Below are 12520 nucleotides of genomic sequence, written 5' to 3'. Positions count from 1 at the left end.
GGGCGGCGGGCTGGAGTCTCGGTTATGCGTGACGCGCACGGAACAGCCAGCGGTTTGCGCCGTTGAGCAGCTACCATGCCCGGTTGCCGCAAATTCGACGCAGCGTCGCTCCCTCCCGCTCTTCCCGAAAGGGTCGAGTTGCAGCGTTACGTCCGCACCGGACGCCGCGCTCCCCGCGCCGCCAACGACAACCGCCGCCTCAGCGCGCCGAGTGGCTGGTACTGGGCCATCGTCGTCGGCGCCATGCCGACTGTCGGCCTGCTCGTCGCCCTCTCGACCCTCCTCTGACACTTTTTCAACGCTCAGCGTCCCGCTGACCGTTCGGCAGTCAGCCGCCTGCTTTTTGTGCAGCGCGAAGCGGCTCGCCTTTCCCGTCTCGCTGGAAGCTTGACCGGACCCGCCAAGAGCGGACGGCGACCTTCGCGCGACGGTCCCGGCATTTGGCACGGGTCCTGCAACTCACCTCGCGTCCGTCAACGGCGACGGGCAGCGCCGTCAGCGAGGCCGCTGATCCGGTTCTCCTGGGGCTCCCGACCGGCTGCCCCGGACCATGACCCGGCAGCGGCTTTTTCGTGGGCGGTCCGCCGACGATCCCTGGATACGAGGTTCGAGACGCGACCGAACGATGCCGACTAACCATAGGGATTCCGCACTGCCGGTTTCGCGGGCGACGGACGGACAGGGGCGCAAGCGCCTCCTCGTCGTCGGCAACGGCATGGCTTCGCTCCGCTTCCTGGAGCGCCTGACCGAGGGCTGCCCCGGTCTCTACGACGTGGCCTGCGTGGGCGCCGAGCCCCAGGCTGCCTACAACCGCGTGCTCCTCTCCTCGCTGCTCGGCGGCGAGATCGACGAGGCCGCCACCGCCTTCCGCGGCCTCGACTGGTACGAGAGCCACGGCATCCGCCTCATCACCGGCGCCCCCGTCACCGCCATCGACCGGGAGAACGGCCAGGCGATCGTCGGCGACGCGCATGTCCTGCCCTTCGACACGCTGGTGCTCGCGGTCGGCTCCCTGCCGATCCGCCTGCCGAAGCCCGGCATGGACCTGCCCGGCGTCATCACTTTCCGCGACCTGTCCGACGTGGCGGCGATCCGCAAGGCCGCCGTGGAACATGCCAAGGCCATCGTAATCGGCGGTGGGCTGCTCGGCCTGGAGGCCGCCGCCGGCCTCGCCAAGCGCGGCATCGACACGACGCTCCTCCACGTCATGGACCGGCTGATGGAGCGCCAACTCGATCACGAGGCCGCCGGCCTCGTCCGCCGGGCCATGGAGGAGCGCGGCGTCCGCGTGATCCTCGGCGCCGACACCGCCGCCGTCGAGGGCGACGGCAGGGTCGAGCGTCTGCGGCTCGCGGACGGCACCGTGCTGCCCGCCGACCTCGTGGTGATGTCGGTCGGCGTGCGCCCGTCCCTGGCGCTGGCACAGGGCGCGGGGCTCGCGACGAACCGGGGCATCCTCGTCGATGACCGCATGGCGACCTCCGACCCGCGCATCTTCGCGCTGGGCGAGTGCGCCGAGCACCGGGGCCTCGTCTACGGCCTCGTGGAGCCCTCCTACGAGCAGGCCGACACGCTGGCCCGGCACCTCTCCGGGCAATCTGTCGCCTACGAGGGCACGCACCTCGCCACCAGCCTCAAGATCTCGGGGCTCCCGGTCTTCTCGGCCGGGCTCGTGGACACCCCGGCCGACGCCGAGGCCGTGACCCTCTTCGATCCCGGCGCCGGCCTCTACCGCAAGCTGCTGCTGCGGGAGGGTCGGCTCGTCGGCGCGGTCTTCGTCGGCGACATCGCCGAGCAGGCCTCCTGCAAGGCGCTGATCCGCTCCGGCGAGCCGGTCGGCGACGTGGACGATCTCATGTTCGGGCGCCCGGCGCCCCAATCCCTCGCGGCGTAAGGAGACCGGCATGGCGGACGAATTCAACGCCGAGCAGCGGCGCTACCTCGAAGGGTTCGCGGCCGGCATCGGCGCGGCGCGGATGACCGGCGGCCTCGCGACGGGGCAGGGGGCCGCCGCCCCGGCGGCCGAGCCCATCGGCCCGGACGCGATCCACCTGAAGGCGCAGGACGCCACGGTGAAGGCCGGCGGCAAGCTCTGCGAGCAGGAGAAGTGGAAGCGGGCCGAAAGCCCCTTCGACGGGCACAACCGGCTGAAGGCCGAGGCCGCCACCGGCAAGGCCCCTAAGCCGGAGGACAATTTCCGCTGGCGCTACCACGGGATGTTCTGGGTCGCCCCCAATCAGGTGAGCTACATGTGCCGCCTGCGCATCCCCAACGGGGTGCTGCACCATTGGCAATTCGCGGGCGTCGCCGACCTCGCCGACGCCCATGGCGGCGGCTACGTCCACGTCACCACCCGCGCGAACCTGCAGGTCCGCGAGATCACGCCGGAGCACGCCCAGCCCTTCCTCGACGGGCTCGCCGATATCGGCCTCGGCGCGCAGGGGGCGGGGGCGGACAACATCCGCAACGTCACCGGCTCCCCCACCGCCGGCATCGACGCGCAGGAGATCCTGGACACAAGGCCGCTCGCCAAGTCCTGGAACAACTGGATCATCAACGACCGCTCGCTCTACGGCCTGCCGCGCAAGTTCAACGTCGCCTTCGACGGCGGCGGCGTCATGGCGGTGCTGGAGGAGACGAACGATGTCGGCTTCCAGGCCGTCGAGGTGCTGGAGGGCGCCTCGGTCGCGCCGGGCATCTGGATGCGCCTCGTGCTGGGCGGCATCTCCGGCCACAAGGACCTCGCCCGCGATACCGGCGTGGTGCTCAAGCCCGAGGAGTGCAACCAGGTCGCCGACGCGATCATCCGCGTCTTCATCGAGAACGGCGACCGGACGAACCGCAACAAGGCGCGGATGAAGTACGTCCTCGACGCCTGGGGCTTCGACAAGTACCTCGCCGCCGTCGAGGAGAAGCTCGGCCGCAAGCTGGAGCGGGTCGATCCCGCCCACATCGCCCCCCGCAAGCCCACGAACCGCTACGCGCATGTCGGCGTACACAAGCAGCGGCAGGAGGGTCTGAACTGGGTCGGCGTCGTGCTCCCGGTCGGGAAGATGCTGAGCGACGAGGTGCGGGCGCTCGCCAAGATCGCCCAGGAGTGCGGTGACGGACAGATCCGCCTCACCGTCTGGCAGAACTTCGTCTTTTCCGGCGTGCCGGATTCCAAGCTCGCGGAGGTCGAGGAGCGCGTCGCGGCGCTCGGCCTGTCGATCAAGGCCGAGGGCATCCGGGCGGGCCTCGTCGCTTGTACCGGGGCGCGGGGCTGCAAGTTCGCCGCCTCGGACACCAAGGGCCACGCCATGCTCATCGCCGAGCATGTCGAGCGCACGGTGAAGGAATTGGACGTGCCGGTGAACGTCCACCTCACCGGCTGCCACCATAGCTGCGCCCAGCACTACATCGGCGATATCGGCCTGATCGGCGCCAAGGTCGTCGTCTCGGAGGAGGGCGACACCGTCGAGGGCTACGACATCGTGGTCGGCGGCGGCTTCGCCGAGACCCCGAAGATCGGCACCGAGATCTGGAAGGCCGTGAAGGCCGAGGAGGCGCCGCTGCGCGTCGAGGCGCTGCTGCGCACCTACCTCGACGGCCGCCAGGGCCCGGACGAGACCTTCCAGCAATTCACCGCCCGCACCGGACCGGAGGCCCTGCGCGACGCCGCCGAATCCGTTCCCGCCCTGAGGGAAGCCGCATGACCCAGCATGTCTCGCCCCCGCTCGTCCTGATCCCCGAGACCGCCCCGTTCGACCCCGACCAGCGGGCGTGGCTGTCCGGCTATTTCGCCGCCCTGCTCGGCCCGGCCGTCGAGGGCGCTACGGCGCTCGCCCCCGGCGAGGCGCCGGCCTCCGGCCCCAAGCTCGCCGACAACGACGACGCGCCCTGGCACGACCCGTCGATGCCGCTGCCCGACCGCATGAACCTCGCCAAGGAGCGGCCCGAGCCCCAGAAGCTGATGGCCGCGATGGCACAGCAGGATTGCGGCCAGTGCGGCTACAACTGCGCGGACTATGCCAACGCGATCTTCCTGAAGAACGAGGCGCGACTGAACCTCTGCCAGCCCGGCGGCAAGGAGACGTTGCGGATGCTCAAGAAGCTGGATGAGGAGTTCGGCGCGGCCGGCGGCTCCGCTCCGGCGTCCGACGCGCCCAGTGCCGAGGCGAAGGCGCCCGAGATCGGCCCCCTCGGGCTCTGCCGCGAGAACCCGGTCGAGGCCCTGTTCCTCTCCCGCCGCCGCCTCAACGATCCGGGGGGCGAGAAGGAGACGTGGCACATCGAGATCGGCCTCGACGGCACGCCGATCCAGTACGAGGTCGGCGATTCCCTCGGGCTGTTCCCGGCCAACGCCCCGGCGCTGGTCGATGCGGTGATCGCCGAACTCGGCGCCCGGCCGGAGCGGATGATCGGCGAGCGGACCCTGCGTGACCATCTGCTCATCAACTACGCGCTCGGCGCCGCGCCGGACAACCTCTACCAGTTGCTCTCGCTCCTCACCTCCGGCGAGGCGCGCAAGAAGGCGCAGGCTTTGGCCTCCGGCGAGGACCCGGACGGGGATGCCGCCTATCTCGACGTGCTCGGCGCCCTGCACAAGTTCCGGGGCGCGCGGCCCGACGCGGAAGTCTTTCTCGAGGCGCTGGACGAATTGCAGCCCCGGCTCTACTCGATCTCGTCCTCGCCGAAGATGGATGTCGGCCGGGTGTCGCTCACCGTCGATGCCGTGCGCTACAACCACCGCTCCCGGCTGCGGCTCGGCGTGGCCTCGACCCATCTGGGCGAGCGCCTGCCCGAGCAGACCAAGGTCAAGATCTACCTTCAGAAGGCCCACGGCTTCGGCCTGCCCGCGGACCTGTCGAAGGACGTGATCATGTGCGGCCCCGGCACCGGGATCGCGCCGTTCCGGGCCTTCCTGCGCGAGCGCGCGGCGACGCAGGCCCCCGGCCGGAACTGGCTGTTCTACGGCCACCAGCGGCAGGCGTCGGACTTCTTCTACAAGGACGAATTGACCAAGCTGAAGGACGACAAGGTGCTGACCCGCCTGTCGCTCGCGTGGTCCCGCGACGGGTCGGAGAAGACCTACGTCCAGGACCGGATGCGCGAGAACGGCGCCGACCTGTGGAAGTGGCTCGAAGGCGGGGCGCATTTCTACGTCTGCGGCGATGCCAAGCGCATGGCCAAGGACGTCGAGCGGGCGATCATCGACGTCGCCGCCACCCACGGCCAGAAGAGCCCCGAGGACGCGGTTGCCTACCTCGGCGCCCTCAAGAAGGCCGGACGCTACCAAGCCGACGTGTACTGACGCGCGAGGAACCCGCCATGACCGCTGAGGTCCGCACCACCTGCCCGTATTGCGGCGTCGGCTGCGGCGTCCTGGCGACGCCGGACGGGCAGGGGGGCGCGGCCATCGCGGGCGACCCGGAGCATCCGGCCAATCTCGGCCGGCTCTGCTCCAAGGGTTCGGCGCTCGGCGAGACGCTGTCGCTGGAGAACCGGCTGCTCTACCCGCACCTCAACGGGGCGCGGGTCTCCTGGGACGCCGCGCTCGGCACCGTAGCCTCGGAGATGGCGCGGATCGCCGAGGCCCACGGGCAGGAGGCCATCGCCTTCTACCTCTCCGGCCAGTTGCTCACCGAGGATTACTACGTCGCCAACAAGCTCGCGAAAGGCTTCGTCGGCACACCGCATGTCGAGACCAACTCCCGCCTGTGCATGTCGAGCGCGGTGGCGGCCCACCGCCGGGCCTTCGGCTCGGACACGGTGCCCGGCTGCTACGAAGACCTCGACGAGGCCGACCTGATCGTACTGGTCGGCTCGAACACCGCGTGGTGCCATCCCGTCCTGTTCCGCCGGATGGCCGAGGCCAAGGCGCGGCGGGGCACGAAGTTCGTGGTGATCGACCCCCGCCGCACCCAGACAGCGCAGGAATCCGACCTGTTCCTCGGCCTGAAGCCGGGCAGCGACGTGGCCCTGTTCTCCGGCCTCCTCGTCCACCTCGCCGACAACGGCTTCAGCGACCGCGCCTTCGTGGACGAGCACACGGCGGGCCTCGACGGCGCCCTCGACCGCGCCCGCCAGATCGCCCCCGATCTCAATGCGGTCGCCGCCGCGACGGGCCTCGCCCCCACCGATATCACTGCCTTCTACGATCTCTTCGCCCGGACGCGGCGGGTCGTCACCGCCTTCTCCATGGGCGTGAACCAGTCGGTGCAGGGCACCGACAAGGGCAATGCGATCATCAATTGCCACCTCGTCACCGGCCGGATCGGCGGGGTGGGGCAGGGGCCGTTCTCCCTCACCGGCCAGCCCAACGCCATGGGCGGGCGCGAGGTCGGCGGCCTGTCGAACATGCTCGCCGCGCACATGCATTTCGCGCCCGAGGAGGTCGACCGGGTGCGCCGCTACTGGGCCGCGCCGCGCATCGTCACCGGCGAGGGCATGAAGGCGGTGGCCCTGTTCGAGGCGGTGCGCAGCGGCAAGATCAAGGCCCTCTGGGTGATGGGCACGAACCCGTTCGTGTCGATGCCCCGGGCGAACCATGTCCGTGCGGCGATGGAAGGCCTCGACCTTCTGATCGTCTCCGACATCATGGCCGACGCGGACACGGCCAGGGCCAGAGCCCGCACCACGGTGCTGCTGCCGGCGCAGGGCTGGGGCGAGAAGGACGGCACGGTCACGAATTCCGAGCGGCGGATCTCGCGCCAGCGCCGCTTCCTGCCGAGCCCCGGCAAGGCGCGGCCGGATTGGGCGGTGCTGGCGGAGGTCGGCCGGCGGCTCGGGCACGGCAAGGCCTTCGCCTTCGAGAGCGCCGCCGCCGTGTTCCGCGAGCATGCCGGCCTCTCGGCCTTCGAGAACAACGGCACCCGCGATTTCGACATCGGCGCGCTCACCGACATCGCGGATCCGGCCTACGCCGCGGCCCAGCCGGTGCAATGGCCCCTGCCCCGGAAGGGCGGGCGGCAGGGCAAGCCGCGCTTCTTCGCGGACGGGCGGTTCTACACCTTCGACCGCCGCGCCCGCTTCGTCGCGGTGCAGCCCCCGGGCCTCGCCGAGGCGGCGGGCGGCGAGCACCCCTTCGTGCTCAACACCGGCCGGGTGCGCGACCACTGGCACACCATGACCCGGACGGGGAAGAGCCAGCGCCTCTCGGCCCACCGGGCGGTGCCCTTCGTGGAGATTCACCCGGACGACGCGCAGCGGTTCGGGCTGACCGAGGGCGGGATCGCCCGCGTCGCCACCGCGCACGGCCATGCCGAGCTGGAGGTGACGGTCACGGACGCGGTGTCACCGGGCCAGTTGTTCATGCCGATGCACTGGAACGCCGCCTACGCCTCGGCGGCGCGGGTCGGGGCGCTGGTGCGTGGCGTGCCGGACCCCGTCTCGGGCCAGCCGGAACTGAAGGCGACGCCCGCCGCCATCGCGGCCGTGTCCTACCGGGCGCGGGGCTTCGTGCTCTCGCGCGAGGCGGTACCGATGCCCGAGGGCTGGTGGTGGGCGAAGGCTGCGATCCCCGGCGGCTGGGGCGTGCAATTCGCGACCCAGGACGGTTCCCGCGAGGTGGCGCTCGCCCTGCGCGGGCTGGTCCAGGGGGCCGGCTATCAGGTGGCGGAATATGCCGACCACGCGCGCGGGCGCTACCGCTGCGCCGTCTATGACGGGGCGCGGCTCGTCGCGAGCATCGCGGTGGGACCCTATGAGACGCGGCCCGATTGGGAGGCGGCCAAGGCCCTCTTCGCCGGGACGGAGCCGGAGGTGGCCGAGCGCCGGGCGCTGCTCTCGGGCCGGGCAGCGACGGAAGGCGCGGGGCCGGTGGTCTGCGCCTGCCACGGCGTCGGCCTCGACGTCATCGCCGCCACGATCCGCGCCGGGGCGGGCAGCGTGGAGGCGGTGGGCGCCGCCTGCAAGGCCGGGACGAATTGCGGCTCGTGCATCCCAGAGATCCGCAAGCTGCTGACCGTCGAGACCCCAAAAGCGGCGTGATTGGTGATAGACTGCCGAATGATCCCTCCCCCCTCTGCGGGGGAGGGTGGCCCTCGCGTCAGCGAGGGTCGGGAGAGGGGAGCGCCGTCGCCGGAAGGGGTGACGCGCTCGTTTCACCCTGAACCGTCGCGCTGCCCCTCTCCCGACCCCCTCCGGGGGCCACCCTCTCCCGCAGAGGGGAGAGGGAGGGTCGGTGCCTGTACGATCCGAGTTGAAGCGACCATGGCCGACCCGACCACCCCCCGCCCTACCCGTGCCCCCCGCGAGACCCGCTCCGCCGGGCTCGAACCGCTGGCGGTGCTGCCGGTTTTCGTGCCGCTGCGCGGCAAGCGCGTGGTGCTGGCGGGCTCCTCCGGCGGGGCGCCGTGGAAGGTGAAGGTGCTGGCCGCCGCCGGCGCCCATGTCGACGTCTACGCCGCCGAGCCCTCGGACGAGTTACGCGGCGTGCCCGGCGAGATCGTCGACGGCACCGTCACCCTGCACGAGCGCCATTGGACCGCCGACGACCTCTGGGGCGCGGCCTTCTGCGTCGGCGCCATGGAGGACGAGGTGGACGCGGTGGCCTTCGTCGCCGCCGCCCGCGCCACGGGCGCCATCGTCAACGCGGTGGACCGCCCGCATCTCTGCGACGTGAAGTTCGGCGCCATCGTCAACCGCTCGCCGCTGGTGGTGGGCATCTCGACGGAGGGCGCCGCGCCGGTCTTCGGCCAGACCGTCCGCGCCCGGATCGAGGCGATGCTGCCGCGCGGGTTCAGTCGCTGGATGGCGGCAGCGCGGGATTGGCGGGAGCAGGTCACGGGCCGCTTCCCCGGCTTCGCCGACCGGCGCTTCTTTTGGGAGCGCTTCACCGAGCGCGCCTTCGCCGAACCCGACCGCACGCCGGAGGCCGGCGACCTCGCCGAACTTCTCGGGGAGACCGAGGCCGCGCCGAAGGGCGGGGCCGTGACTCTCGTCGGCGCCGGGCCGGGCGATGCCGAACTCCTGACGCTGAAGGCGCTGCGGGCTCTGCGCAACGCCGACGTGATCCTCTACGACGACCTCGTCGCCCCGGCGATCCTCGACTACGCCCGGCGCGAGGCGCGGACCATGCTCGTCGGCAAGACCGGGCACGGCCCCTCCTGCCGCCAGGACGACATCAACGCGCTGATGGTCCAGCTCGCGAAATCGGGCAAGCAGGTGGTGCGGCTGAAGTCGGGCGATCCCTTGGTCTTCGGCCGGGCGGGCGAGGAGATCGAGGCCTGCCGGCAGGCCGGCATCCCCGTCACGGTGGTGCCCGGCGTCTCGGCGGCGCAGGGGGCTGCCGCCTCGCTGGGCCTGTCGCTCACCCATCGCGACGCGGCGCGGCGGCTGCAATACGTCACCGGCCACGACCGCAAGGGCGGCCTGCCGGAGGATCTGAACTGGAGCGCGCTCGGCGATTCCAGCGTCACCACCGTGGTCTACATGCCCAAGCGCACCCTCGGCGCCCTGCTCGCCCGCGCGGTGGAGGAGGGGCTGGCCCCCGGGACGCCCGCGCTCCTCGTCTTCAACGCCACGCGGCCGAACCAAGCGGTGGTGCGCGGCACCGCCGCCGACCTCGCGGACAAGGTGGAGGCGGCCGGTCTCGAAGGCCCCGCCCTGCTCATGGTCGGGCGGGCGCTCGCCGAGGCGGAGGAGGGCCGCGTGGCTGAGGCGGAGCGCGTCGCGAGCTAGCCGCCTACTCGGCCGCCGCCTCCCGCGCCGCCCGCGTGGGCCGCTCCCCGAGGGGGCGTTCCTCCAGCAGAGCGAGAAAGACGAAGGCGAGGATCAGGCACAGGCAGGCCGCCAGGAAGACGTGGTGGAACGTGGCCGCCAGCAGCGCCGGGTCGGCGCCGCGCAGCAGGCTTTCCACGTCGGTGGTCGCGCCGCCCGCCGCCGCGCCGAGCACGATGGTGCCGAACACCGCCACGATCAGCGCGCCGCCGAGCGAGCGGAAGAAGTTCATGGCCGCCGTCGCGATGCCGAGTTGGTGCGGCGCCACCGCGTTCTGGATCGTGATGGTCGAGAGCGGCAGGATCGTCCCGAGGCCGATCGAGAGGAAGGCCAGCGCCACCTCCATCAGCCAGAACGGCAAGCCGGCGCCGTAGAGCGCCAGGGTCAGGCAGGCGGCGAAGCTCACGCCCATCATCACCAGGGGCACACGCTTGTAGTGCCGGAAATACAGCATGGACCGGCCCGACAGGGTCGCGCCCGTCACCGTGCCGACCATGAGCGGTACCAGGGCCAAGCCCGACTGGCTGGCGCTGAGGCCGACCACGCCTTCGAGGAAGATCGGCACGTAGATCGTCAAGCCGATGAAGGTGCCCATGGCGAAGCAGGCGGCCAGCGTCGCGCAGGCGACGACCCGATCAGCCAGCACCGCCGCCGGGATCAGCGGCTCGGCCGCCGTCGCGAGGCGGTAGACGAACCCCCCGCTGAAGACGAAGGAGGCCGCGAGCAGGCCGAGCACGAGGGGCGAGGTCCACGGCTCGTGGACGCCGCCCCGGCTGAGAGCGAGGAGGAGGGCGGTGGAGCCCAGCACGAGGAGCACCGCGCCAGGATAATCGAGCCGGTGGCTGCGCTCGTTGCGCGGCAGCAACTTCAGCTTGTCGTTGGTGAGCCAGAACGCCAGGAAGCCGATGGGCAGGTTGATCCAGAAGATCAGCGACCAGTGGAAATGCTGGGCCAGCACGCCGCCGAGGAGCGGCCCGGCCACCGAGGCGGCGGCGAAGACGCCCGCGATATAGACCTGATACCCGGCCCGCTCGCGCGGGGTCATGATATCGGCGAGGATCGTCTGCGACAGGGCGATCAGCCCGCCCCCGCCGATCCCCTGGAGGGCGCGGGCCAGCGCCAGGGCGATCATCGTCGGGGCGAGGGCGCAGGCCAGCGAGCCGAGGCTGAACACCACGATGGCGATGAGGAGCATCACCCGCCGCCCGTGGATGTCGCTGAGCTTGCCGTAGAGGGGTGTCACCGCCGTCGAGGCGAGGAGATAGGCGGTGACGATCCAGGGCAGGTTGACGGCATCGCCGAGGTCGAGGCCGATGGTCGGCATCGCGGTCGCGACGATGGTCTGGTCGAGGGCGGCGAGCAGCATCGCGGCCATCAGGCCGGCGACGATCGCCCGGATCTCGTGGCGGGCCAACCGGCCGGCCGCGTTAGTCCCCGTCGTCTGGTCCGCCATCTGATCCTTACGAGGCTTCCCTGGCGACGGCGCGATAGCCGATGTCCCGGCGGCAGAAGCCCTCCGGCCAGTCGATCCGCGCGACGGCGGCATAGGCCCGCGCCTGGGCCTCCGTCACGCTGTCGCCCAACGCCGTCACGGCCAGAACGCGCCCGCCGTCGGCGAGGATCCGGTCGCCCTCGGCGCGGGTGCCCGCCTGGAAGACGTGGACGCCCTCGCCCTCGGCGGCCTCGATGCCCCGGATGACCGAGCCGCGCAGCACCGCGCCGGGATAGCCGGCCGCCGCCATCACCACGGTGAGGGCGGTGTGGCTGGGGTCGGATTCCAGCGTCACGCCGGTCAGGTCGCCGTCGCAGGCCGAGAGCAGGGCGGGGACGAGGTCGGAGGCGAGGCGGGGCATCAGCACCTGCGCCTCGGGATCGCCGAAGCGGGTGTTGTACTCGATGAGCTTCGGGCCGTCCTCGGTGAGCATCAGCCCGGCATAGAGGATGCCCGTGAAGGGGCAGCCCTTGGCGCGCATCCCGGCGAGCGTCGGCGCGATGATCTCGGCCATCACCCGCGCCTCGATCGCGGGCGTCACCACCGTGGCCGGGGCGTAGGCGCCCATGCCGCCGGTGTTCGGGCCGCGGTCGCCGTCGAAGACGCGCTTGTGGTCCTGGGCGGTGCCGATGGCGATGGCGCGGGTGCCGTCACACAGGGCGAAGAAGCTAGCCTCCTCGCCGAACAGGCATTCCTCCACCACCACCTCGGCGCCGGGCTCGGCGAAGAGGGCGTTCAGCGCGTCCTCGGCCTGCTCCAGGCTCTCGGCCACCGTCACGCCCTTGCCGGCGGCGAGGCCGTCCGCCTTCACCACGATGGGTGCGCCGCGCTCACGGACATAGGCGAGGGCCGGATCGAGGGCGGTGAAGCGCGCGAAAGCGGCGGTGGGGATGCCGTATTCGGCGCAGAGGTCCTTGGTGAAGCCCTTCGAGCCTTCGAGGCGGGCGGCATCGCGGGTGGGGCCGAAGGCGCGGATGCCGGCCTCCTTCAGGTCGTCCACGAGGCCCGCCACGAGGGGCGCCTCCGGCCCAATCACCACGAGGCCGATCCGCTCGGCACGGCAGAACGCCGCCACCGCCGCATGGTCGGCGACCTTGAGGTCGGGCCGGTTGGTGCCGTGGCGGGCCGTGCCGGGATTGCCGGGGGCGGTGAAGAGCTGGGCGCAGAGGGGGCTCTGCGAGAGGCGCCAAGCGAGGGCATGCTCGCGGCCGCCGGAACCGATCAGGAGGATTTTCATGTGCGAGCCATCATCGCACCCGGTTCTGAACCGATCGAGCCGGCGAGGGAAGGGAAAATCGCGACTTGTCCCGCCCTGCGCCGAACCGG

At 71.6% G+C, this 12520-nt stretch carries 8 protein-coding genes; 6 read left to right on the top strand and 2 right to left on the bottom strand.

From position 1 onward, the window contains the following. Positions 1-138: 138 nt before the first annotated feature. The 6 genes from MKK52_RS20115 (at position 139) to cysG (ending at position 9663) form a co-directional block, all read left to right on the top strand. The gene (locus MKK52_RS20115) at positions 139-288 is read left to right on the top strand and encodes a hypothetical protein (protein ID WP_243956807.1); all 150 of its coding nucleotides are present in this window, start codon (positions 139-141) and stop codon (positions 286-288) included. A gap of 337 nt (positions 289-625) precedes the next feature. Further along, on the top strand, positions 626-1894 hold the full coding sequence (locus MKK52_RS20110) for an NAD(P)/FAD-dependent oxidoreductase (protein WP_243956806.1): 1269 nt from the start codon (positions 626-628) through the stop codon (positions 1892-1894). Positions 1895-1904: 10 nt separating this feature from the next. Further along, entirely contained in the window at positions 1905-3695 is a 1791-nt protein-coding gene (locus tag MKK52_RS20105; protein WP_243956805.1) for a NirA family protein, read from the top strand. Further along, positions 3692-5293 (top strand): sulfite reductase subunit alpha, encoded by a 1602-nt coding sequence (locus tag MKK52_RS20100; RefSeq protein WP_243956804.1) that lies wholly within the window; start codon positions 3692-3694, stop codon positions 5291-5293. Before MKK52_RS20105 ends, MKK52_RS20100 begins: the two co-directional genes overlap by 4 nt. 17 nt (positions 5294-5310) lie before the next feature. After that, positions 5311-7971, top strand: coding sequence for a molybdopterin-dependent oxidoreductase (locus MKK52_RS20095; protein ID WP_243956802.1), 2661 nt, complete (start codon positions 5311-5313; stop codon positions 7969-7971). 222 nt (positions 7972-8193) lie between these two features. Next, positions 8194-9663, top strand: coding sequence for a siroheme synthase CysG (gene cysG / locus MKK52_RS20090; protein ID WP_243956800.1), 1470 nt, complete (start codon positions 8194-8196; stop codon positions 9661-9663). 4 nt (positions 9664-9667) lie between these two features. Here the strand turns inward: cysG and MKK52_RS20085 are convergent, their stop codons facing one another. Together MKK52_RS20085 and purD are read right to left on the bottom strand one after the other, a co-directional pair. Then, on the bottom strand, positions 9668-11155 hold the full coding sequence (locus MKK52_RS20085) for an MDR family MFS transporter (protein ID WP_243956798.1): 1488 nt from the start codon (positions 11153-11155) through the stop codon (positions 9668-9670). Between the two features lie 7 nt (positions 11156-11162). Further along, complete coding sequence (gene purD, locus MKK52_RS20080; protein ID WP_243956797.1) at positions 11163-12431, bottom strand: phosphoribosylamine--glycine ligase; 1269 nt, start codon at positions 12429-12431, stop codon at positions 11163-11165. Positions 12432-12520: the final 89 nt, after the last annotated feature.

Source organism: Methylobacterium sp. J-067, assembly GCF_022829465.1.
In the GTDB taxonomy this organism is placed as follows: Bacteria; Pseudomonadota; Alphaproteobacteria; order Rhizobiales; family Beijerinckiaceae; genus Methylobacterium; species Methylobacterium litchii.
Note: the sequence above shows the minus strand (reverse complement) of the source record. Positions and strands in the feature narration are given on the sequence as shown.